This window comes from Nonomuraea zeae (genome assembly GCF_005889725.1).
In the GTDB taxonomy this organism is placed as follows: domain Bacteria; phylum Actinomycetota; class Actinomycetes; order Streptosporangiales; family Streptosporangiaceae; genus Nonomuraea; species Nonomuraea zeae.
Genome location: NZ_VCKX01000157.1, coordinates 1 through 20,471, shown reverse-complemented (window position 1 = coordinate 20,471; position 20,471 = coordinate 1). Strand labels below are relative to the sequence as shown.

Genomic DNA, 20,471 nt, shown 5'->3' with positions numbered 1-20,471 from the left:
GGCAGACCTGCGGGCGTCAGCTCGGTGGTCGCGGGATGAGCAGCCCTCGGTTGAAGGCCTCGGTGACGGCGGCGGCGCGGTCGCCGACCCCGAGCTTGCCGTAGATGTTCAGCAGGTGGGACTTGACCGTGGCCTCCGTGACGAACAGCTTGGCCGCCGCCTCCCGGTTCGTGGCGCCGGCCGCGACCAGCTGGAGGACTTCGAGCTCCCGCTGGCTGAGTGGCCCCGAGGCGGAGGAGCGTACCCGGCTCATCAGCAGGGCCGCCGCCGACGGCGCGAGCACCGCCTCTCCCCGGGCCGTCGCACGGACCGCCTGCAGGAGCTCGTCACGGGGAGCGTCTTTCAGCAGGTAGCCGGTGGCGCCCGCCTCGATCGCGGGCAGCACGTGGCTATCGGTGTCGTACGTGGTCAGCACCAGCACGCGCGCGCCGCCCCCGGCCAGCTCTCTCGTCGCGCTCACGCCGTCCAGGCCGGGCATGCGCAGATCCATGAGGATCACATCCGGCCGCAGCGCGTCGGCGAGCCGGACCGCCTCGGCCCCGTCTCCGGCCTCGCCGACCACCTCGAACTCGGGATCGCGCGCGAACATGCTGCTCAAACCATCCCGGACCACCGGGTGATCGTCGACGATCAGCAGCCGGATCACAGCCTCGGAGCGGCTCATGCGGAGGCCTCCGCCCGCTCGGCGGGGACGCGGGCCGAGATTCCCGTGCCGGCGCCGGGCTCCGACTCGACCTGCAGCGTGCCCGCCAGGCCCTCCATCCGCTGCCGCATCGCGACCAGCCCGAACCCGAGGTGAGCGGCAACCGGCCCGTCCCCGAGCCGGGCCGGGTCGAAGCCGCTGCCGTCGTCACGCACGTCCAGAGCCACCTCGTGATCCATGTACGACAGTGTCACCCCCACCCGGGTCGCCCGCGCGTGCTTGGCCACGTTGGCCAGCGCCTCCTGCGCGATTCTGAGCAGCGCGACCTCGGCCTCCGGCCGCATCGGCCGCGCGGTGCCGGTCGTCGTGACCTGGACCGGGATCTCGTGCAGCGCCGACCAGCGGCCGGCCACGCTCGCCAGCGCCTCTCCCAGCCGCGCCGTCCGCAGCGGCTCGGGGCGCAGCGCGTGCACCGATCGCCGCGCCTCGGACAGGCTCTCGGCGGCCAGCCTGGTCGCGGCCTCGATGTGCCGCTGCCGGTCTGCCGGGTCGTCGCCGGCGTGCTCGGCCGCGTGCAACTGGGTGATGATGCCGGTCAGACCCTGTGCCAGGGTGTCGTGGATCTCCCGGGCCATCCGCTGCCGCTCGTCGTGCACGCCGGCCTGCCTGGCTTGCACCAGCAGCTGCTCGTGCAGGACCGTGTTCTCCGCCAGCGTCGCCTCCAGCCTGCGGTTGGCTTCGCGTGCCTCTTCGAGCGCCCGCTTGCGCTCGTCGTTCTGCTGGGCGCCACGCCGGGCGAACCAGGCGAAGCCGCACATGGGAAGCACGTTCGTGGCAAGGACGGCGGCGTACGTGATCAGGCCCGATGGCGTGGCCTTGTCCACGCCGTACGCCTGCGCCGTGCCCGCCACCATCGCCACCGCGGCGACGCCCGCCTGCTGCCACGGCCAGCGCAGGACTCTGAACGCGTAGATGTATCCGGCAGGCGCGAAGAACCCGAACCACGGGTCCCTGACCACCAGGATCGCCATGATCACGATCAGCACGGTGAAGAACACCGCCATCACCGCCGCGCGCTCCCGCCAGGCGGGATGCAGCGTGAACACCCACAGCATCCACGCCGCCGCCAGCGCGCACAGCGCCAGGTCGATGAGCAGTGACCGGCCCGCCGACCACTTGACCGCCACCGTGACGGCGGCCAGGATCGCCAGCAGCGCGTACGGCACGGCGGTGATCAGCGGCACGGACCAGCGCGGCCCTGCACAGCTCATCCGCACACCCCTCCATGACTCGGGCTTCGCAACCGACAATCTAGCCGTGGCCACCGCGTTCGACCTGGTTGCCTACCTGGTTGCCTACCGGGCGCCCTTGTCGGCGCCCTTGCCGGTGGCTTTGCCGGTGGCTTTGCCGGTGGCGAAGAGCGAGCGCAGATGCCCGCCGTTCGCGATCACGACGACGCCCGCCAGCAGCAGCCCGCAGACGCCCTGCTCGATCCGCATCCACACCGGCAGGAATCCGGGGAGCGAGATGAGGATCACGATGGCCGCCAGCATGACCCCGGAGGCGATCCGCAGCCGCAGGAACGCCCGGCGGCGGCCCCGGGAGGCGCCGACGGCGAAGGTGAGCATCAGCACCGAGGTGATGACGACGATCTCACCGCGGAGCCAGACCGTGTCGTTGACCAGCGCGGGGTCGTGGCGGAGCAGGAAGGCGGCCACGAGGGTGAGCGCGCTGACGGCGACATAGCCGCCGATGAGCAGCTTCATGGCGCGGAAAGCCGTCCGGCTGCGCGGATGGTTCACGTCTTCGCCGACAGTGTCGGCAGAACGTGACTCGCGGGTCCTCATGGTTGCACACCTTCTCTTTCGCTCTTTCGCCGAAGCACCTTCGCTGAGGCACTTCACTGAGGCACTCATCAAGGCACCTCGCTGAGGCACTTTCGCTGAGGCGTCGAGCGTCGCATCGCCACCACGAGCCGCACATCGACCGGCCTGACAGGTACGCGGCTGAACCGGCGGACCAGCCAGACGGCTGAGCCGATCCACCGATCGGCTGACCGGCCGGCGACGCCGGTCAGCCGCTCTCCGGCCAGTCCCAGCCCAGCTGCAAGAACAGCCCCAACCGGTCGCTGACCGCGCGGATCTCGGAGATCTTCCCCTCGCGCAGGGTGCGCCCTTGAGCCGGCGCCACGCCTCTGACATCCGCCCGTGCTAAGTTGGCCGTATGACCAACTTGGCCGATCGACCAAATTCGGTGCGTGGGGATCGCCGCCGCGAGCAGCTCGTGGAGACCGGCATCGCCCTGCTGCGGGAGCACGGCTGGCCCGGCGTCACCACGCGGGCCGTGGCGGAGCGGGCCGGCACCAACGCCGGCCTGATCCACTACCACTTCGGCGGCCTGCCCGGGCTGCACGCGGCGATCTTCCGGCGTGCCACCGACCTCATCATCAACCCGATGGTCGCCGAGCTCCTGAGCGCCGGGGACGAGCGGGCGGCGCTGGCCATGATGCGGGGCATGATGCCCCGCATGTCCGGTGACCAGCAGACGGCCCGGCTGGCCGCGGAGCTGATCGTGGGGGCCACCCGCGACCCGGCCCTGGGCGAGGTGCTGCGCGACGAGCTGCGCCAGGCCCGCAGCCAGATCGCCGACCGGCTCGCCCGGTTGCATCCAGGCTGGTCCCCAGGTCAGGCGCAGGGGGCCGCCGCCCTGATCGTCGCCGCGATCGACGGGCTGATGCTGCACCACCTGATCGACGGCGACCTTCCGGTGGACGAGGCGCTGGCCGCTGCGGAGGAGCTGCTGGAGGATGGCTCGTGAGGGTCCTCATCTGCGGGGCCGGGATCGCGGGGCTCACGCTCGCGTACTGGCTGCGTCGCCGTGGCCTGGAGCCCGTGGTCGTGGAGCGCGCGCCCCACGACCGCCTGGGCGGGTACGGCGTCGATTTCTTCGGCACCGGCTACGACGTCGCCGCCCGCATGGACCTCCTCGACCGGTTGACGCCGCACCGGCTGCCGGTCGACTCGGTTGAGTTCGTCGACGCCTCCGGTGCTCCCGGCGCCCGGCTGACCACGGGGCTCCTGGGCCGGATCATCCAGGGGCCGCACCTGCCGCTCATGCACACCACGCTCGAAGGCGCCCTGCTCGACGCCGTCACCGGCGACGTGGAGATCCGGTTCGGCGAGAGCATCGCCGCGGTCCGGGACGCCGGCACGGCCCTCGAGATCGACTTCACGAGCGGCGGCACGCAGCGCTTCGCCCAGCCCCTGGACTGCCGGCTGGCGTCCTATCCGATCCCCGACCGGTACGACTGGGGACGAGTCCGTACCCACTACACCGAGCCGGGCCGGCCGGGACTGATCGCCCAGCGCCTGGCCAACCGGCTCATCATGCGCCGGACGTTCGCACCGCTGCTGCGCCGGCAGTTCGGCGCGGACAGCATCCTGCCCCCGCGCACCGCGGACCTCGGGAAAGGCTGAACCATGCGGATCGTCAAGAAGCCCGCTCCGCCGGCCGGGCTGCGCCGCAGGCTGTGGCGCCTGCCCATCCTGCTGTACCGCATCGGCCTCGGACCGCTGCTGGGCCGCCGCGTCATGCTGCTCACCCACACCGGCCGCGTCTCGGGCCGGCCCCGCAGGGCCGTCATCGAGGTCGTCCGGCACGATGAGCACGGCTACGTGGCCGCCTCCGGCTTCGGCCCCGGAGCCGACTGGTACCGCAACGTCATGGCCACCCCGCAGGTGACCCTCCAGATCGGCGGCGAGGTCCGCCAGGCGGTGGCCACGCCGCTCGCGGCCGAGGAAGGGGCGGAGATCATGGCGCGATACGCTCCCCGCCACCCCGCCGCCGCCCGCCGGCTCTGCAAGATCATGGGCTTCGCCGTCAACGGCAGCGTGGAGGACTACCGCGAGGTCGGGCGGCACATCCCCTTCGTACGCTTCACCCCGCACCCCATTAGCACGCCGTGACGGCGGTCGCCGCCAGTACGATCATGGTTGGCTGGCGGCCTCGCTCAACTGGACATACCGTCAGGAGTGAGGTCGACGCTTCATCCCCGGCGGGAGGTCTGTCGCGCATGCTGGACAAGCAGGAGGCCCGGACGGTCGCCGGGCTGCTGGAGGAACTGGCCGACCGGCTCGGCCACGATGCCCCGCTCGGCGCCGAGGCCGAGCGGCTGGCCATGACGCTGCGCGAGCGGCTGGCCGGTGCGACCGGGAGTGGCCCAGTGATCCCGGGCAACACCGTGGAGGCCCGCGCGGACGCGGCGGCGGCTCGGGACCTGGCGGCCGAGCAGCGCGATCTGGCCGCCCGCCAGCGCGATGAGGCGGCCGACCAGCGCAGCCTCGCGGCTCTCGCGCGCAGTCGGCAGGAAACCCGGACGCCCGAAGCGGTTCAGGCCGACGAGGCCGCCTGGTGGCGGGAGCAGCGGCAGGAGCAACGGGACCGCGAGGCCGCCGCCCGGGATCGGGCCGCCGCCGCGGCGGATCGGCAGGCCGGGCAAGCCGACCGCGAACAGAACCTCATCGAGCGCGAGCAGCAACATCCTCCGTGGCGGAGCGAGACGAACGGCAGCGGCACCACGTCCGACACCGGTAGGGCCGATGTCAGCGCCCGGCCCGCCCAGATGGACATGCGCGACATCCGGGAGCGGACCCAGGACATCATGCGACGAGGTGAGCTGGCCCGCCAGAACGCTGCGACGGCGCGGCTCCAGGTGGACAGGATCGCCCAGCGCCTGGCCGAGCTCCGATCCCGCCTGCGGTAGACCCGCCCGCGCTCAGGCGCGGCGGCCGTCTCATGTGCACAGTGGCTGTCTTATGTGCGCAGCGGTTGTCTCAAATGCGCAGCGGCCGTCCTATGCGCGGCCCGCGGCCGGCTCCCTCGCGTCCTGCGGCGCGTTCTCGTGGCGCGGGAGCAGCAACGGCGTGGCCAGGAGCAGGACTCCGGCGATCGCGATCGCCATGCGGGGGCCGGTGACGGCGGCCAGCAGACCCCACACGGCGGTCAGGGCCGCGATGGTGGCGCTGCTGGTGACCGACCACGCGGACAAGGTGCGGGCGATCCGGTCAGGGTCGGTGCGGTCGAGCCGGTAGGTGGCCAGCACCGGGTTGAACATGCCGCAGCAGGTCACCAGGCCGAGCTGGACGGCGATGACGAGCACGATCCCGGGAACGCCGGGCTGGACGAACGCCAGCCCGATCGGCCAGCACGCGCGCAGCGCCCCGACGGTGCGCATCACCTTCCGCTGCCCGTACCGCGCCACGAGCCGGCGCGCCAGCCGCGCCCCGACCAGGCCGCCGACGCAGGGGGCCGCGAACGCGAGTCCGTACTGCCAGGGCGCGAACCCGAGGTCGCCCAGCAGGAGCACGGCGAGCAGCGGCTCGGTCGCCAGGAGCAGGCCGTTGACCAGGATCGCGTTGAAGAACAGCCGGCGCAGCCCCCGGTGAGCCAGGATGGAGCGCCACCCTTCGAGCAGGTCGCCCGCGCGCGAGCGCCGGACGCCGCTTCGCGTGGGGCGCGGCTCGCCGCCGCCGATCGCGCGAACGCCCAGTGCCGACAGCAGGTAGCTGACCGCGTCGGCCATCACCGTCGCCACCGGGCCGAACATCCCGATCGCTGCCCCGCCGAGCGGCGGCCCGGCCACGGTCGCGGCCCACGTCGTGGACTCGAACCGGCTGTTCGCGATGAGCAGGTCCTGCGGCGGCACGAGCGCCTTCAGGTACGCGCCACTGGCCGCGGTGAAGGCGATCTTGGCCGCGGCGACGACGACGGAGACGACGAGGAGCTGGACGAAGCTGAGCAGGCCGAGCGCGAACGCGACGGGGATGCTCATCAACGCCACGAACCTGGTCAGATCCATCGCCATCATCACGGGCCGCTTGCGGCGGAACTCCACCCACGGTCCGAGCGGCACCGCGACCACCGCCCCCACCGCCAGCCCGGCGGCGGACAACGCCGACACCTCGGCCGGCCCGGAGTGCAACACGAGGACCGCGATCATCGGAAACGCCCCGAACCCGAGACCGGTACCGTACGAGCTGACCGCGTAGGACGCCCACAACCACCCGAACCGCCGCCCCAGCGCCCGCCTGCCCGCCACGCGCAGCCCACCTCCCACCGATCTGAACAACCCCAGGTTGACCTTCGGTATCAAAGCGGCTGGTGGGCGGCGGGATCAAACAACCGATCTGCCGGAAACACACAACCAGGTGTTGTGCATCCGGCATCGCCGAGAGGGCGCGCGGGTCCGGGAGGTGAGGGGGCCGGCCGGGCAGGCGGGGATCAGGACCGGGGCCCGGCCAGGCCGGGGACGAGCACGGCGCCGACGACCAGGTGCATCAGCAGCAGCACCAGCGTCGCGGCGGTGCCGACGGCGCTGCCGATCGGACCGAGCAGGGACAGGGCAAGCACGACCAGGGCGATGATCGTCCAGATGCGGGTGGGCCTGGCCGTCCATCGTTCCAGGACGGCCAGGAGCGCCCAGCCCGCGAGCCCGGCCAGCAGGCTGGCGACCATGACTGCCACCGGGCCGGTCGTCTGCGGGGTGCCGCCCGTCTGTACCGTCAGCGTGACTCCGGCCACCGGCACGGCCACCGCCCACAAGGCCAGGGCGGCCACGGGGGTGCCGATCACGGTGAGGAGGCGTCTTCTGGTGGAGGTGTTCATGCCGATCAGACTGGCCCGGCCGGGTGGGCCGCCGCATCGGGCGCGTGGTCGTGCGGTGTCCTTCCCTCGTGGGGCCCGGGTCCTACTTTGGTAGGTGACGGCCTCGTCGTGGCGATGGCTAGCCTGGCCTGGTGAGTGAGATGCGACCCCCGCGGCCCGTGGCCGTGGCCGGCGTGATTTTCGCGGTGGGCGCGCTGACCGCCGTGTCGTTGTGGGGGCAGGCGGGCGGGGCCGAGCTGGGGCTGGATGTCGCGGTCTCGATCGCGAGCCTGGCCGCGGCCGTCGTCCAGCTGTGGTGGCCCGTCTCCGGGACGCTCGCCACCGCGCTCCTCGCCGCGCTCTCCCCGGTGGCCACACCGGCGGCGACGACGGGGGCGCTGCAGGTGGCTCAGCGCAGGCGGTTCCCCGTCGCGGCGGCGGTCGTGGCGGCGGGGATCGCGGGGCACGTGGTCCAAGGGCTGTGGCGGCCGAACTCCGGCATCTCACTCGGCTGGTGGCTGCTGCTGATCTGCGCCGCGTACGGCGCGTTGCTCGGCTGGGGCGCGCTGGCCCGCTCCCGCCGGGCGCTGCTCTTCTCCCTGCACGAGCGCGCCCGCCGCGCCGAGGCCGAGCAGGGACGACGGGTCGCCGAGGCGCGCATGGCGGAGCGCCGCCAGCTCGCCAGGGAGATGCACGACGTGCTGGCCCACCGGTTGTCGCTGGTGGCCACCCACGCGGGGGCGCTGGAATACCGCCCCGACTCCTCGCCGGAGCAGCTGGCGCGGGCCGCCGGGGTGGTCCGCTCCGGTGTGCACCAGGCGCTGGAGGAGCTGCGCCAGGTGATCGGCCTGCTGCGCGAGGATGACGACCTCCTGGACGAGCTGGCGCCCCGGCCCACGCTGGCCGACGTGCCGCTGCTGGTCGACGAAGCGCTCCAGGCGGGTCAGGCCGTACAGCTCAGTGACGAGACCACCGGCGCGGCCCTGCCCGCCGCCGCGGGGAGGACGGGCTACCGCGTCGTGCAGGAAGGGCTGACCAACGCCCGCAAGCACGCGCCCGGCCAGCCGGTGGAGGTGCTGCTGCGCGGCACCCCCGGCACGCGCCTGCTGATCGACATCCGCAACCCGCTGCCCGCGCCCGGCTCGGCGCCCGCCGCGCCCGGCAGCGGCGTCGGCCTGGTCGGGCTCACCGAGCGGGTACGCCTGGCCGGCGGGCAGCTGGACCACCACAGCAGCGGCCGCCAGTTCCAGCTCCAAGCCTGGCTACCATGGCCCATGTGATCCGCGTGCTCCTGGTCGACGACGATGCGCTGGTCCGTGCCGGGCTGTCCATGATGCTCGACGGCGCCGCCGGCATCACCGTCGTCGCCGAGGCCGCCGACGGCCAGGAGGCGGTCACCGCCACCGACGCCCACGCCCCCGACGTCGTCCTGATGGACCTTCGCATGCCGCGGGTGGACGGCATCACCGCCACCCGCCGGCTGCGCGCCCGCGCCCGGCCGCCTGAGGTGATCGTGCTGACCACCTTCGACACCGACGAGAACATCCTGCACGCGCTGCACGCCGGCGCCAGCGGGTTCCTGCTCAAGGACACCCCGCCCCAGCGGATCGTGGAGGCGGTCACCCGCGTCGCCGCGGGCGACCCGATCCTGTCCCCCCGCATCACCCGGCGGCTGATGGAGCGCACCGTCGTCCAGGCCGGGGCCTACGAGCGGGCCCGCGCCGCGCTGGCCGTCCTGACCCCGCGCGAGCACGAGGTGACCGTCGCGATCGCGAACGGCCGGACGAACGCGGACATCGCCACGGAGCTCGCCATGGGCATCACGACGGTGAAGGCGCACGTCTCCAGCATTCTCACCAAGCTCGGCCTGGACAACCGCACCCAGATCGCGCTCCTCGCCCACGACGCGGGCCTGGCCTGACGCGTCGAGCGGGCGTACCCCTGCTTGAAGAGCAGGTCGCCGAAGGCGGTGCCGGGCTCGGCGGGCCGTTCGGCGGGCGCGGCACTGGCAGTGCTGCAGCCAGGCCGCCTCGAAGCCCGGCAGGTCGATCGCGTGGATCAGCTCCGTGCAGATCTCCGCCGACCCGAAGATCGTGCCAAGGTGCAGGGCGAAGACATTGTCGGCGACGGCGGCGGCCCTCGTGCCCCCGGTGAACCAGGTGGCGACCGCTCTCACCCGCTGGCCCGAGGTCATCTCAGTCGAAACGCCTTCAACCGACAAGGCAACAGCTGACGAGCGCGAGTAACGCGGCCCTGCGCGCATCGGGCACTCGGTAAAGGTCGAGCATCTCGCGGACAAGGTCGGCGATGGTTCGGAGCCCCCTACTTTCGCCGACCCGCGCCAGGCCCTGCCCGCGCCGTCGGACAAAGTTCTGTCCGATCGGCCGGCCTGCCTGACAAGAGCCGGGGGCTCGATCGCCGCCGCCTGCCCGGCCGCCCCGGGTGCCCTACACGCTCACCGCGCGCGGGCGCCGCCTCGGCTCCGTTCTCCAGACGCTTTGGGATTGGGGCACGACCTCCGAAAACCGATCGACCTACGCGGGTCTCCCCGGGTCGGTCAGCGGGATGATCCGCCGGAACTTGCCGCCCGACGACTGCTGCGGCGGCTCCTCCGCGCGCTCCAGAACGACGTCGTCGGCCTTGTGCTCGGCCAGCAGCTGGGCGATCTCGCCGCGCATCCGCTGCCACACGAGCTCGGCGTCCGCGCCGTCACTGGGCCGCAGCCGGACGCGCAGCGTGCCGGGCGCGGACTGGACGATCTGGTACTGCTCGACGCCTGCCGCCCGGTCCAGCAGGGTGCCGAACAGCATGGGCGAGATGCTCACCTGCTCGCCCCGGCCGGTGGGGAACGTGAGCAGGTCGGCGGCCCGGCCCTGGACGCGGATGGCGGGCAGCGGGCTGCCGCACGGGCACGGGTCGGGGCGCAGCAGGACGCTGTCGCCGAGGTCGTAGCGCAGGATCGGCTGCACCCGGTTGGCCAGGTTGCTCACCAGGACCGTGTGCGACGGCTCGCCGGGCGGGACCGGCCGGTGGTCGGCGTCGACCGGCTCCGCCAGCGCCCAGTCGCTGTTGACGTGATACCAGCCGTGCTCGCAGCCATAGCTGAGGAAGCCGCACTCGGTGGCGGCGTAGGAGGCCCGGGCCTTGGTGTGGAAGGCGTCGCCGATCCGCTCCAGGGACTCCGGCGTGGCCGTCTCGCCGCCGGCGATGATCGTCGCGGGGCGGATGCGCAGGCGGCCGGCCTCCTGCTCCCTGGCCAGCAGCGTGAGCATGCTGAGGAAGCCGGCGATGCTCGCGGGGTTGTAGTGGTTGAGCTCGGCGACCAGGTCCGGGAGCGGCTGGTTGATCGAGAAGACCCGCAGTGTCCGACCCAGCAGGGGCCTCTCACGGCGGAACCAGGCCGCCGAGGCGACGGTCGAGAAGTGGCCGCCGGGCGCGGAGACGATCGCGGTACGGCCGGCGCGGGCCAGGATGCGGAACACGTCACCGGCCTTCAGCCCGGAGCCGGCCCGCGTCCCGAGCGCGGTGTGCACGGCCATGGTCTGCGCGTCCTGCAGGAACAGGCCGCGCAGGCCGCTGGTGCCGGACGTCGTCGCGACCAGGTACTCGTCCTGGAACCGCTCCCCCACCAGGCCGGGATCGGCCACGAACGCCTCGACCCGCTCCAAGGTAACCGCGCGGTCGGTGACCCAGTCGTCGAAGCGTGGCATCAGCGTCTTCTTGCTGGTGACCGGGAGTAATGCCGGATCGTCGACCCGCTCGGGCAGGTCCCGGTACAGCTCGCGGTAGAACGGCGAGCGGGCGCGGGCGTAGGCCACCAGCTCCGCGAGCCGGGTCCGCTGCCGCTCCGCGATCGCCTCTGGGCCGAGCCGCAAGGTACGTCGCGCGTCCCGGGACAAGCCGGCGGTTTCCCCCATGATGCTGTGTTCCTCTCCGATGAGCGATATGTGATCGTGGCCGGCGGGGTCATGAGCCTTCCGCGGGTGGCCGCACGGCGAGCAGCCCGGACATGGCGACGTCGAGGCCATGGCGGGAGGCCTCCCACAGCTCCGCCTGCGAGCGGCCGAGCTGGACGCTGGCCAGCCCCGCCTGCTGGATGGCGCCGAGCAGGGCCCCGGTCATCGCCGCCGCGGTGATCGGATCCAGGCCGGGGAACGCCTTCAGCAGCTCGCCCGCGATCCGCTGCTGCAGGTCCATCAGGACGTACAGACCCTTGGCCTGGAGTGCGGGCGTGGTCAGGACGAGCCGGGCCGCCGCCGACAGCTCCTCGGGCTTCTTGGGCGGGACCTTGGGCCGGCGGTGGGCCGCGTACTCCTGCACCATCCTCGCCAGCACCTCGCCGGGGCCCTCGTCCGGGCGGCGCTCGGCGATCGCCTTGAACATCACGTCGAAGTCGCGCTCCGCCTCGACGAACAGGACCTCGTCCTTGCTCCGGAAGTAGTTGGCGAACGTCTTGGGATCGACGTCCGCCGCCGCGGCGATCTGCGTCACCGTGGTCTGCTCATAGCCCTGCTCCTCGAACAGCCTGATGGCCGTTTCGACGATCCGCTGCCGGGTCAGCCGCTTCTTCCGCTCGCGCCGGGACTCCTCCTGCATGCCACAAATATACGCCTAACCGAAATTTCCCGACAACCGGAAAATTCCACTTACTCGGAGCTCCGGCTTAACGGGCGGAGCCGCCCGCCGGCGCCGCGCTGGACGCGGCCTGCGGCACACCTGCTGACGGCCTGTCTGGGCGCGAGAAAGCCGCGCACCAGCCCCGCCGGACGCCCCTGCCGCTGGTCGCGGGCACCCGGCCGCCGGTCAGTCCGCGCTCGGGAGCCTGGCCTCGCCCGCCGGCTGCCGGACCGCGCTCTTCACGAGCTCGCCGACCTGTGCCGCGGGCACGGCGATCCCGGGTGTCCGAAGGGTCCAGCCGAGGAAATCCGCGACCTTCATGGCGGGCAGCTCGCCGAGATAGGGACGTACGTACACCGGCGTGTTCGGTTCGCTGCGCCAGCTGCCGGCCAGCGGGCCGATGTCCACCGCGTCATAGCCGAGGACGTCCAGCAGCGCGGCGGCCTCCGCGTTGGCCGCCGCGTCGTCGCCGGCGATGGGCAGGGCGCTGCGGTCCGGCGCGCCCGCGGGCCGGGCGAGGGAGTGCAGCTGGTGCGGGGTGATGTTGTTGAACGCCTTGACCACCCGGGACCCGGCGAGGTGGCGCTGCAGCAGAGCGCTGGAGGTCAGCTCGCCCGCGTCCAGCTCGGCCAGGTGACCGTCCCGCTCGGGGTAGTAGTTCGCCGTGTCCAGGACCGTCTTGCCGGCCAGGGCTTCGGCGGGAAGCTGCTGGTAGGGCCGCAGCGGGATGGCGGCAACCACCAGGTCCCCGGCGTGTGCCGCTTCCACGGGCGTGGCCGCCCGGGCCCGCCCGCCCAGGTCGGAGACCAGGTCGGAGAGTGTTTCGGGGCCGCGCGAATTGCTGAGGACGACCTTGAGACCGGCCGCGACGGCCAGGCGGGCCAGAGAAGAGCCGATCATTCCGCTGCCGATGAGGCCGAGCGTTTGGGGCATGGGTTCGCTCCGTCGGTTGGGTGGGGTGCTTGCTTTCGCGTTCCAACAGCCTGGAACCGCCGCGACCGCCCGGCCAGGCCCGTGTCCTGCGTACTCATGGCCTGATCACCCGCCGTAGGCCCCGGCGTAGGGTGATCGGGTGGACGACCGGACCGAGCTGAGCGACTTCCTCAAATCACGCCGTGCCCGCCTTCGCCCGGAGGACGTCGGGCTGCGCGACTACGGCCGGGTGCGCCGGGTCGCGGGGCTGCGGCGTGAGGAGCTCGCCCGGGTGGCGGGGGTGAGCATCGCCCACTACACCCGCCTGGAACAGGGCAAGGGAGACAACGTCTCGGACGAGGTCCTGGACGCCATCGGCACGGCGCTGCGCCTGGACGGCGACGAGCTGACCTACCTGCGCCGGATCGCCCGGCGTCCCCAGCCGTGCGCGGCCGGCGCGGCCTCGCCGGAGGTGCCGCCGAACCTGCGCTACCTGCTGGAGTCGTTCGTGATGACGCCGGCGCTGCTGGTCGGCCGGCACACCCAGATCATCGGCTGGAACCGGCTCGCCGTGGCGGTGTTCGGCGACTTCCCGGGGCTGCCGGAGGACCGGCGCACGCTCTCGCACCTGCTGTTCACCGAGCCCTACCTGCGCGAGCTGCACCGCGCCGGCTGGGAGCGGGCGGCCCGCGAGCACGTGGCGCACCTGCGCGTGCTGCTCGGGCGCTATCGAGGGGACGCGGGGCTCGCGGCGCACATCGACCACCTGCGGGAGCTGAGCCCGGACTTCGCGCGGATGTGGGCGGAGCATCCGGTCGCGCAGGCCCGCTACCGGGCGTACGTGCTGCACCATCCGGTCGTCGGCGAGCTAACCCTGCACGGCGAGCTCATCTCGCTGCCCGACGAGCCGTCGTGCTGCGGCGTCGACCTGTTCGCCGCCGAGCCGGGCTCGGCATCGGAGCAGGCGCTGCGCAGGCTCGCGGACGGGTGAGAGCCTCCATGGAACGCTCGCCGTCTCGTCCGACGCCCGCGCGCGTTCGCCGCCTCACAGACGCTCGCGCAGCCAGCGCAGCGAGGCCCGGCCCAGCGCGACCATCATGTCCACCAGGTGGCGATCGACCTGCGGTCCCGCCGACGCGGCGATCCGGAGAAGGAACCCGGAGTGCATCGCCAGCACCGCGTCGATCTGAGCCGCGTCGAGGTCGCGGGTCAGCGGATGGTCCTCGGCGATCGGCTGCGGATCGATCCCGCTGAGCGACACGCTCGCCAGCAACGTCACCAGGTCGCAGTGACCGGCCCCGACCCAGGCGTGCGGCCAGTCGACGACGAAGACGCGCCCGGCGGTCAGCATGATGTTGAACGGATACAGGTCCCCGTGCAGGAGCGTCCGGCCGGCCAGAGCGGGTGCGGAGCCCTCCTCCAGCGCGGCGAGCTCGTCAAGGTGGCGGGCCGCCCACGGCGAGAGCGCGTCGATCCTCTTGACGGCGGAGCCCTCGACGCTGGACACGCCCTTCGCCAGTGCCGCCCAGCCGCCCAGTCGCGGGCCGCCCAGGAATTCTCCGTCCACCGGGGACGGGGTCAGGACCTGCACCAAGCCGGTGACGGCGGCCAGGACCCGATCGAGCTCATCGCGCCGCCACGGCTGTGCAGCCAGCCGTCCAGGGATCTCCTCGAAGATCAGCGCGACCCAGTCGCCGTCGTCGTAGGCGTCCAGCAAGCGTGGCACCGGCACCGCCCGGGGCAGCCGCCGCGAGATCTCGATCTCCCTGCGGTGGAACGCCGCCGCCGCGGGCGCCGCCGACGTGCTCGCCGCCTTCACGAACGCGCGCCCGCCGCTCGCCAGACGCACGCGTGCGGCCAAGCCCTCGGAGAACCCGCCCGGCTGACTGACCGCGTCGACCACCCGGCCGCCGAGCAGCCGCTCGATCCCCGCCACCACCTCCTCGGGCACCGCCGCCCAGGCGATCCGGCTGCCACTCGTGGCCTGCGGAAGCACGCCCCTACCCGCTTCGTGCTCGCCCGCGCCCGAACCCGCTTCCTGACCGCGCACGCCCGACTCCCGCGTCACCGCGAATCCTTTCCCCAACGCCTGCATCGCCACCGCACCCATGATCGGGAGAACTCCGGCGGCAAGGCGGCGATCCGGATCAAGGCTCGACGCGCTGTGGCCCCGGCGTGACCTCCCGGACGACGGTGTAGGTCGGTCTGCCGCTCATGCGCGGCTCCGCCTTGCCGGACAAGCCCTCCAGGGCCTTGGCGATGGCGGCCGTCCGGCCCTCGGTGTCGGAGGTCTCCACGAAGTGGCGGTAGTCCGCCTCGCTGGCCCAGTGGACGATGTTGTACACGCGCGTGCCGTCGGTGCTCACATGGAACCGGGCCGACCGGTAGCCGGGATAGAAGCGTACCCACCGCTCCTGGATCTCCGCGAACGCCGCCACGAACTCCCGCTGGGTGTCGAAGCCGTCCACGGTGTAGTCGATGATCGAGTAGAAGCCGGACTCCGTGCTCACGTACGCTCCTCGTGATCAGACGCAGGGCTCTGGTGGCTCATCCTGCAACCTCAGCCGCTGTTGAGGTCAAGCCGCCGCAGGGGTTCGTCGGAGCCGGATACGGCGCCCAGGTCACCGGCCACGGCCGGCACGGCTGACCCCCTTCAAGGCCGCATCTTCCATCAGACCCGTACATCCCCTTTATACCTAGCCAGGGTATGGTTTCTCTCGCTCGCTCTTATACCTAACCCCGGTACCGTTCATCACCTCCTCCGGCCAGGCGATCGAAAGGACATCTCTTGATGAATGCGGACATCGGCTCCGGCCGGCACGCCGATCTCAAACAGTGGCTGGGCCTGGGCGTGCTGGTCCTGCCCGCGCTGCTGCTGTTCATGATGCTGACCGTGTTGTTCCTGGCCATCCCCCAGCTGGCCGCAGACCTGCGGCCGAGCAGCACGCAAACGTTGTGGATCATCGACATCTACGGCTTCCTGATGGCCGGCCTGCTGGTCACCATGGGCACGCTCGGCGACCGGATCGGCCACCGGCGGCTGCTCATCGCCGGCGCGGTCATCTTCGCCGTCGTCTCCGTGCTCGCCGCCACCACCTCCGACCCCGCGTGGTTGATCGTCTGGCGAGCCGTCCTGGGCGTCGCCGCGGCCACCCAGATGCCCGCCACCCTGGGGCTGATCTTCGCCACCTTCACCGACCCGCGCCGGCAGGGCATCGCGGTCGGCGTGTGGTCGGGCGCCATCTCGGTCGGCACCGGACTGGGCCCGGTGGTCGGCGGCGCGCTGCTGGAGGCCTTCTCCTGGCGGGCGGCCTTCCTGATCGCGGTGCCGGTCATGGCGATTGTGGCGATCGGCGCGCCGCTGCTGCTGCCCGCCCGCCGCACCCCCGCCGCAGGCCGGGTGGACCTGCTCAGCGTGCTGCTGTCGCTGGCCACCCTGCTGCCGGTCGTCTACGGCGTCAAAGAGCTCGGCAAGGACGGCCGCCTGGCGGTCGCGGTGGCCGCCATCGTGATCGGGCTGGCCTTCGGCTCCTGGTTCGTCGTACGCCAGCTGCGCCTGCCCGAGCCGCTGCTGGACGTGCGGCTGTTCGCCAACCGCGTGGTCAGCGGCGCTCTGAGCGTGTTCCTGCTCGCCGCGACCGCGCTCGGCGGCATCTACCTGCTGATCACCCAGTACCTGCAACTGGTGCAGGGCCTGTCACCACTGCAGGCGGGCCTGTGGGTGCTGCCGGCCGCCATGCTGCTCGTCCTCGTCTCCACGGCCTCGCCCATCCTGGCCCGGCGCTTCCGCCCGGGACGGCTCATCGCGGCAGGGCTCGCCGTCCAGGTGATCGGCTACCTGATGCTCACCCAGGTCGGCGCCACCGGCGGGCTTCCGCTCCTGGTCGCGGGCTTCATCGTCCTGTATCCGGCCGTCGCCCCGTCCATGGCGCTGACCACGAACCTGGTCGTCGGCTCGGCGCCGCCGAACAAGGCCGGTGCCGCTTCCGGACTGGCCACCACCTGCAGCGACCTGGGCATCTCCCTTGGCATCGCGATCATCGGCAGCATCGCCGCCGCCGTCTACCGCGGCCAGGTCGCTGCCGGGCTGCCTGCGGGTCTGCCGCCCGAGGTCGCCGCGGCCAGCCGCGACAGCCTCGACGGCGCGGTCGCCGCGGCGCAGACCCTGCCCGGCGACCTCGGCGCGGCCGTGCTGGCCCCCGCCCGGGCGGCGTTCGCCGGCGGGCTGAACACGGCGGCCGTCATCACAGCGGTCATCGCCGCCGGCGCGGCCATCCTGGCGCTGCGGCGGCTGGGTCATGTCCCGCCGACCGGCGGCGCCCCAAGTCACTGACGCCCGGCCCCGGAGGCGGCAGCCGGCCCGGCAGCGCCCATCCCCACCCCTCTTGAACCCGTACCTGGAAGGACCACCGTGATCACCATCCGTCGCGCCGCCCCCGATGACGCCGCCACCGTGCACGCCCTCATCCACGGCCTGGCCGGGCATCAAGACCAGGCCTGGGCCGTCACGGTGAGCGTCGATGACCTCAGGCGGCTGCTCGCTCACCCGGAGGTCGGCTATCTGATCGCCGAACGGAACGGCCAGGCCGTCGGCTACGTCTCCTGGCTGCAACGCGTCAGCTTCTGGTCCGGCCAGGACTACCTGCACCTGGACGACCTGTACGTGACCGGCGCCGAACGCGGCAACGGTGTGGGCGAGCAGCTGATGCGGGCCATCGCCGAAGCCGCCGACGGCAAAGTGATCCGCTGGGAGGTGGCCGAGGCCAACGTGCACGCGCACCGCTTCTACACCCGCATCGGTGCCACCCTCGTCCCCAAGAAGATCGGCCGCTGGCAGCCGAAGTAGAGCACGGGGCGACATCGCCGTCGGCGAGGTCGCGGCAGACGCCGGCGCTTCTCCGAGAAGCCCGTGACACGGCTCAGCGCGCATCCTGGTCGTGGAGTGTCGGCGGGAAGCGGAGCACCCAGCGGCGCTGCCAAGGGGTCTCGATGGCGCGGCGGTGGTGATGCTCGCGCGTCCAGGTGATGGCGTCGGCCGGGTCGAGGCCGGCCAGGACGGCGAGGCAGGCGACGACCGTGCCGGTGCGGCCGATGCCGCCCCCGCACGCGACCTCCACCGCTGCGCCCGCCCGTGCCCGCTCGTGCAGGGCGTGGATCCGCCGTACGGCCAGATCATGGTCGAGGGGCAGCAGGAAGTCGGGCCACTGGATCCACTCGTGCGGCCACCGCAGCTCGCTCTCGTGGCGGTGGCGGAGCCGGTCGGAGCCGAGGTACAGGCCGAAACCGGGCGCCGGCCCCTCCGGCAGCGGGTGGCGCAGGCCGCGGCCGCGGATCCAGGAGCCGTCGGGAAGCTGGATGGCGCCGGTGAGCGGCGGCCCGCCGGCCGCTGCGCTGTCTGCAGGGAGTTGCATCGGAGTCCTCCTCGTGACGTCCGCCGGGTCCCTCACCGGGCGGCGCCGCCCAGCCGGGACCGCGCGCGGTGATTGGCGACGTTGAGCCGGTTACCGCACAAGTCGGGCATGCAGTAGATGCGACGTCCCCCGCGGCTGGTGTCCACGAACACGCCGCGGCAGCCCGGGGCGGCGCAGGCGCGGAAGCGGCCGTGGCCGAGCGTGCGGACGGCGCCGAGCAGCCCGATACCGATGATCGCGGCCAACTCCTCGGCCGGCGAGGCGCCCGGCGCGGTCGGGACGTACCACTGCCAGCGTCCGCCGGGATCGCGGTCCAGCACCGGGCTGAGACCCGCTCGCCCGGCCAGCACGGCGGCGCCCGCGACGGCCTGCTCCTCCGTCTCGGTCTCCACCACGCCGCGCGCCTCCCGGCGCAGCAGCTGGACCTCGCGGACGTCGTCGGCGGTCGGCGCCCGCCCCGCCAGGGCGTCGAGCCGCAGCCCGTGCCCCGCGAGGAACCGCGTCAACGCCTCGGGGGTCGGCAGGGCCTCCCCGGCCGTGGTCTCCACGGTGGGTGAGGTGTTGGCCAGATCGCCGGCCAGAGCCGCTCCCACCGCATAGTCGGTGATGGAGATCCGCATGCCTCACCCGCTCCCGGTAACCGATAAAAGGAGACTATATCCCTTACATCGAGCCTCGCGGGTTAGGAGGATCGCCCGCCGAACTGCCAGTTGTGCACCTCGATGTCCGCGTACCGGTCCGCGGTCAGGACGGCACGGGCCGCGTCCGGGCCGGGCGCCCGGACCAGCGCCGCCGTGCCCAGCCAGGTGGCGCCGTCATCGGCCAGCAGCGGCCCGTAGGCGATCAGCGAATCCCTGTCGGGCGGCACGGCTAGGTCGGCGGCCTGCCCCTCGCCAAGACCGAGCACCAGGTACCGGTTGCCGTCGATCGGACCGCCGGGGAAATCCCACATGGTGCGCCCCAGCGTGTTGCGCCACCGCCGCAGCAGCACGTCCCGGTACGCGCCGGCCTGGTAGTTCGGCTCGTCGAAGGCGAACGCGCGGGCGGCGGCCGGATCGGGAAGATCGACGATGTGCACGCTGCCGGTGGGCGTGTCGCCGTCGTCGGCGAGGGTCGGGCCGCGGGCGATCATTTCCTTCGCGTACTGGTCCATATAACCCCAATGCGCTTCCAGTAGCTCGTCACGCAGCGCCAGGGAGCCGGGGCGGTCGCGGTGGTAGCAGAAGAACTCCATGCCCGTATTCTTCACCCGCCCACGGGCGTCACGTCTGCTTCGCGGTGGGAAGGACGCAGGTCAGGGCGTCCCGCAGGGTGGCGGCGAAGGAGGCGGTGTTGCCCGCCGCGAGCCAGTGCCGGCCCGCCACGCGGATGGCTCCCGCGACGGCGGCGGCCGTGACCGCGGGGAACAGGTCGCGTTCAGGGTCGGTGCCGGTACGCGCGGCGATCGCCTCGGCGAGCGGACCCTCCGCCATGGTGAACGCCTTCAGTGCCTCACCTTCCAGTTCGGGCGTCAACATGATCATGCGTAGCCCGGCCTGGTCGGGCTCAGGGTTGGTGTAGAGCTCGATCACGGCGGCGATGACGGCCTGGTCGAGCGGCTCGTCGTCGGGACGGGAGCGCAGCGCCTGCCCCACCTTTCTGGACCGGTCGGCCTGAAAGGAGCAGATCGCCTCTTCCCTGCTGGAGAAGTAGTTGTTGTACGTGCGGGGCGAGACGCCCGCCGTCGTGGCGATGTCGTGGACGCGGACCAGGGCCAGCCCGTTGGGCCCCTGCTCGATGGCCAGGCGCAGCGCGGCGTCGCCGATCGCCGTCCGGGTGGCCTGCTTGTTGCGCGTCCGCAGGTCCGGAGCGTCGTCGTTCATGGACCTGATCCTACCCCTTGGTGCGCGCGACGCACTATGTGCGTGACACGCAAGTTCTGTGTAGAGTGCCGGACATGGCTGGCACTCACAGCTGACGAGTGCCAGCAGCCAGGTGTGTGCCGGGGCGGCGAGGTCCTGCGGGCAGGCCGGCCGCCTGCCCGCGGGACCGTCCGTCGCGGGCGCCGTCCCGGACGCCCCGATCAAGAGACGACCCGATCAAGGGACGACCCCATCGAGAGCAGGAGCAGCAATGGCTTCCAAGATGATCGCGTTTGACGAGGACGCCCGGCGCGGTCTCGAGCGTGGTATGAACCAGCTCGCCGACGCCGTCAAGGTGACCTTGGGTCCCAAGGGCCGCAACGTCGTGCTGGAGAAGAAGTGGGG

The 20,471-nt window shown here is 72.4% G+C and carries 23 protein-coding genes; 9 read left to right on the top strand and 14 right to left on the bottom strand.

All coding sequences use genetic code 11. The annotated features are described in order from the left end of the window. Positions 1-16: 16 nt before the first annotated feature. From ETD85_RS37790 to ETD85_RS37780, 3 genes are all read right to left on the bottom strand, one after another. The gene (locus ETD85_RS37790) at positions 17-664 is read right to left on the bottom strand and encodes a response regulator (RefSeq protein ID WP_138694628.1); all 648 of its coding nucleotides are present in this window, start codon (positions 662-664) and stop codon (positions 17-19) included. Beyond that, positions 661-1,914: a sensor histidine kinase gene (locus tag ETD85_RS37785; protein WP_138694627.1), complete on the bottom strand. Its 1,254-nt coding sequence runs from the start codon at positions 1,912-1,914 to the stop codon at positions 661-663. Before ETD85_RS37785 ends, ETD85_RS37790 begins: the two co-directional genes overlap by 4 nt. 84 nt (positions 1,915-1,998) lie before the next feature. Beyond that, positions 1,999-2,490 carry a hypothetical protein gene (locus ETD85_RS37780; RefSeq protein WP_138694626.1) on the bottom strand — a complete coding sequence of 164 codons (492 nt, stop codon included), beginning with the start codon at positions 2,488-2,490 and terminating at the stop codon, positions 1,999-2,001. Between the two features lie 376 nt (positions 2,491-2,866). On the opposite strand from ETD85_RS37780, the gene ETD85_RS37770 reads away from it, so the two are divergent. The 4 genes from ETD85_RS37770 (at position 2,867) to ETD85_RS37755 (ending at position 5,405) form a co-directional block, all read left to right on the top strand. Further along, on the top strand, positions 2,867-3,460 hold the full coding sequence (locus ETD85_RS37770; protein WP_138694625.1) for a TetR/AcrR family transcriptional regulator: 594 nt from the start codon (positions 2,867-2,869) through the stop codon (positions 3,458-3,460). Further along, positions 3,457-4,119 (top strand): FAD-dependent oxidoreductase, encoded by a 663-nt coding sequence (locus ETD85_RS37765; protein WP_138694624.1) that lies wholly within the window; start codon positions 3,457-3,459, stop codon positions 4,117-4,119. The genes ETD85_RS37770 and ETD85_RS37765 overlap by 4 nt, the downstream gene beginning before the upstream one ends. Before the next feature lie 3 nt (positions 4,120-4,122). Further along, complete coding sequence (locus tag ETD85_RS37760; protein WP_138694623.1) at positions 4,123-4,608, top strand: nitroreductase family deazaflavin-dependent oxidoreductase; 486 nt, start codon at positions 4,123-4,125, stop codon at positions 4,606-4,608. Between the two features lie 107 nt (positions 4,609-4,715). Continuing rightward, on the top strand, positions 4,716-5,405 hold the full coding sequence (locus ETD85_RS37755; RefSeq protein ID WP_138694622.1) for a hypothetical protein: 690 nt from the start codon (positions 4,716-4,718) through the stop codon (positions 5,403-5,405). Positions 5,406-5,495: 90 nt separating this feature from the next. Here ETD85_RS37755 and ETD85_RS37750 read toward each other — a convergent pair whose 3' ends face one another. Both ETD85_RS37750 and ETD85_RS37745 read right to left on the bottom strand, forming a co-directional pair. Beyond that, complete coding sequence (locus ETD85_RS37750) at positions 5,496-6,740, bottom strand: MFS transporter (protein ID WP_138694621.1); 1,245 nt, start codon at positions 6,738-6,740, stop codon at positions 5,496-5,498. A gap of 182 nt (positions 6,741-6,922) precedes the next feature. Continuing rightward, positions 6,923-7,306 (bottom strand): DUF6069 family protein, encoded by a 384-nt coding sequence (locus ETD85_RS37745; RefSeq protein WP_138694620.1) that lies wholly within the window; start codon positions 7,304-7,306, stop codon positions 6,923-6,925. 140 nt (positions 7,307-7,446) lie between these two features. Here ETD85_RS37745 and ETD85_RS67000 point away from each other — a divergent pair, with 140 nt between their 5' ends. Together ETD85_RS67000 and ETD85_RS37735 are read left to right on the top strand one after the other, a co-directional pair. Beyond that, positions 7,447-8,565, top strand: a complete 1,119-nt coding sequence (locus ETD85_RS67000) for a sensor histidine kinase (RefSeq protein ID WP_138694637.1) — start codon at positions 7,447-7,449, stop codon at positions 8,563-8,565. Then, entirely contained in the window at positions 8,553-9,206 is a 654-nt protein-coding gene (locus ETD85_RS37735; RefSeq protein WP_138694619.1) for a response regulator, read from the top strand. Before ETD85_RS67000 ends, ETD85_RS37735 begins: the two co-directional genes overlap by 13 nt. A gap of 613 nt (positions 9,207-9,819) precedes the next feature. On the opposite strand, the gene ETD85_RS66110 is transcribed toward ETD85_RS37735, so the two are convergent. The 3 genes from ETD85_RS66110 to ETD85_RS37715 form a co-directional block, all read right to left on the bottom strand. Then, the gene (locus tag ETD85_RS66110) at positions 9,820-11,202 is read right to left on the bottom strand and encodes a phenylacetate--CoA ligase family protein (RefSeq protein WP_138694618.1); all 1,383 of its coding nucleotides are present in this window, start codon (positions 11,200-11,202) and stop codon (positions 9,820-9,822) included. A gap of 49 nt (positions 11,203-11,251) precedes the next feature. Next, positions 11,252-11,881 (bottom strand): TetR/AcrR family transcriptional regulator, encoded by a 630-nt coding sequence (locus tag ETD85_RS37720; RefSeq protein WP_138694617.1) that lies wholly within the window; start codon positions 11,879-11,881, stop codon positions 11,252-11,254. 207 nt (positions 11,882-12,088) lie between these two features. Next, entirely contained in the window at positions 12,089-12,835 is a 747-nt protein-coding gene (locus ETD85_RS37715) for an NADPH-dependent F420 reductase (protein WP_138694616.1), read from the bottom strand. 139 nt (positions 12,836-12,974) lie between these two features. Here ETD85_RS37715 and ETD85_RS37710 point away from each other — a divergent pair, with 139 nt between their 5' ends. Beyond that, positions 12,975-13,805, top strand: coding sequence for a helix-turn-helix domain-containing protein (locus tag ETD85_RS37710; RefSeq protein WP_138694615.1), 831 nt, complete (start codon positions 12,975-12,977; stop codon positions 13,803-13,805). Positions 13,806-13,859: 54 nt separating this feature from the next. Here ETD85_RS37710 and ETD85_RS37705 read toward each other — a convergent pair whose 3' ends face one another. Beyond that, positions 13,860-14,882, bottom strand: a complete 1,023-nt coding sequence (locus tag ETD85_RS37705; protein WP_206059120.1) for a phosphotransferase family protein — start codon at positions 14,880-14,882, stop codon at positions 13,860-13,862. Positions 14,883-14,961: 79 nt separating this feature from the next. Further along, entirely contained in the window at positions 14,962-15,324 is a 363-nt protein-coding gene (locus tag ETD85_RS37700) for an antibiotic biosynthesis monooxygenase family protein (protein ID WP_138694614.1), read from the bottom strand. A gap of 281 nt (positions 15,325-15,605) precedes the next feature. Between ETD85_RS37700 and ETD85_RS37695 the strand changes: the two genes are divergently transcribed. Together ETD85_RS37695 and ETD85_RS37690 are read left to right on the top strand one after the other, a co-directional pair. Further along, positions 15,606-17,147 carry an MFS transporter gene (locus ETD85_RS37695; protein WP_138694613.1) on the top strand — a complete coding sequence of 514 codons (1,542 nt, stop codon included), beginning with the start codon at positions 15,606-15,608 and terminating at the stop codon, positions 17,145-17,147. 78 nt (positions 17,148-17,225) lie between these two features. Then, positions 17,226-17,660: a GNAT family N-acetyltransferase gene (locus ETD85_RS37690; protein ID WP_170247059.1), complete on the top strand. Its 435-nt coding sequence runs from the start codon at positions 17,226-17,228 to the stop codon at positions 17,658-17,660. 73 nt (positions 17,661-17,733) lie between these two features. On the opposite strand, the gene ETD85_RS37685 is transcribed toward ETD85_RS37690, so the two are convergent. The 4 genes from ETD85_RS37685 to ETD85_RS37670 form a co-directional block, all read right to left on the bottom strand. Continuing rightward, positions 17,734-18,225 (bottom strand): protein-tyrosine phosphatase family protein, encoded by a 492-nt coding sequence (locus ETD85_RS37685; protein WP_138694611.1) that lies wholly within the window; start codon positions 18,223-18,225, stop codon positions 17,734-17,736. A 32-nt stretch (positions 18,226-18,257) separates the two neighbouring features. Beyond that, complete coding sequence (locus ETD85_RS37680) at positions 18,258-18,845, bottom strand: CGNR zinc finger domain-containing protein (protein ID WP_138694610.1); 588 nt, start codon at positions 18,843-18,845, stop codon at positions 18,258-18,260. Positions 18,846-18,907: 62 nt separating this feature from the next. Next, positions 18,908-19,459 carry a YciI family protein gene (locus tag ETD85_RS37675; RefSeq protein WP_138694609.1) on the bottom strand — a complete coding sequence of 184 codons (552 nt, stop codon included), beginning with the start codon at positions 19,457-19,459 and terminating at the stop codon, positions 18,908-18,910. 28 nt (positions 19,460-19,487) lie between these two features. Beyond that, the gene (locus ETD85_RS37670) at positions 19,488-20,087 is read right to left on the bottom strand and encodes a TetR/AcrR family transcriptional regulator (RefSeq protein WP_138694608.1); all 600 of its coding nucleotides are present in this window, start codon (positions 20,085-20,087) and stop codon (positions 19,488-19,490) included. Positions 20,088-20,471 lie beyond the last annotated feature (384 nt).

Coding starts and splice junctions, on each gene's coding strand:
- ETD85_RS37790 (WP_138694628.1), bottom strand. CDS start 664: ATGAGCCGCTCCGAGGCTGTGATCCGGCTGCTGATCGTCGACGATCAC.
- ETD85_RS37785 (WP_138694627.1), bottom strand. CDS start 1,914: ATGAGCTGTGCAGGGCCGCGCTGGTCCGTGCCGCTGATCACCGCCGTG.
- ETD85_RS37780 (WP_138694626.1), bottom strand. CDS start 2,490: ATGAGGACCCGCGAGTCACGTTCTGCCGACACTGTCGGCGAAGACGTG.
- ETD85_RS37770 (WP_138694625.1), top strand. CDS start 2,867: ATGACCAACTTGGCCGATCGACCAAATTCGGTGCGTGGGGATCGCCGC.
- ETD85_RS37760 (WP_138694623.1), top strand. CDS start 4,123: ATGCGGATCGTCAAGAAGCCCGCTCCGCCGGCCGGGCTGCGCCGCAGG.
- ETD85_RS37755 (WP_138694622.1), top strand. CDS start 4,716: ATGCTGGACAAGCAGGAGGCCCGGACGGTCGCCGGGCTGCTGGAGGAA.
- ETD85_RS37745 (WP_138694620.1), bottom strand. CDS start 7,306: ATGAACACCTCCACCAGAAGACGCCTCCTCACCGTGATCGGCACCCCC.
- ETD85_RS67000 (WP_138694637.1), top strand. CDS start 7,447: ATGCGACCCCCGCGGCCCGTGGCCGTGGCCGGCGTGATTTTCGCGGTG.
- ETD85_RS37735 (WP_138694619.1), top strand. CDS start 8,553: ATGGCCCATGTGATCCGCGTGCTCCTGGTCGACGACGATGCGCTGGTC.
- ETD85_RS66110 (WP_138694618.1), bottom strand. CDS start 11,202: ATGGGGGAAACCGCCGGCTTGTCCCGGGACGCGCGACGTACCTTGCGG.
- ETD85_RS37720 (WP_138694617.1), bottom strand. CDS start 11,881: ATGCAGGAGGAGTCCCGGCGCGAGCGGAAGAAGCGGCTGACCCGGCAG.
- ETD85_RS37715 (WP_138694616.1), bottom strand. CDS start 12,835: ATGCCCCAAACGCTCGGCCTCATCGGCAGCGGAATGATCGGCTCTTCT.
- ETD85_RS37695 (WP_138694613.1), top strand. CDS start 15,606: ATGAATGCGGACATCGGCTCCGGCCGGCACGCCGATCTCAAACAGTGG.
- ETD85_RS37685 (WP_138694611.1), bottom strand. CDS start 18,225: ATGCAACTCCCTGCAGACAGCGCAGCGGCCGGCGGGCCGCCGCTCACC.
- ETD85_RS37680 (WP_138694610.1), bottom strand. CDS start 18,845: ATGCGGATCTCCATCACCGACTATGCGGTGGGAGCGGCTCTGGCCGGC.
- ETD85_RS37675 (WP_138694609.1), bottom strand. CDS start 19,459: ATGGAGTTCTTCTGCTACCACCGCGACCGCCCCGGCTCCCTGGCGCTG.
- ETD85_RS37670 (WP_138694608.1), bottom strand. CDS start 20,087: ATGAACGACGACGCTCCGGACCTGCGGACGCGCAACAAGCAGGCCACC.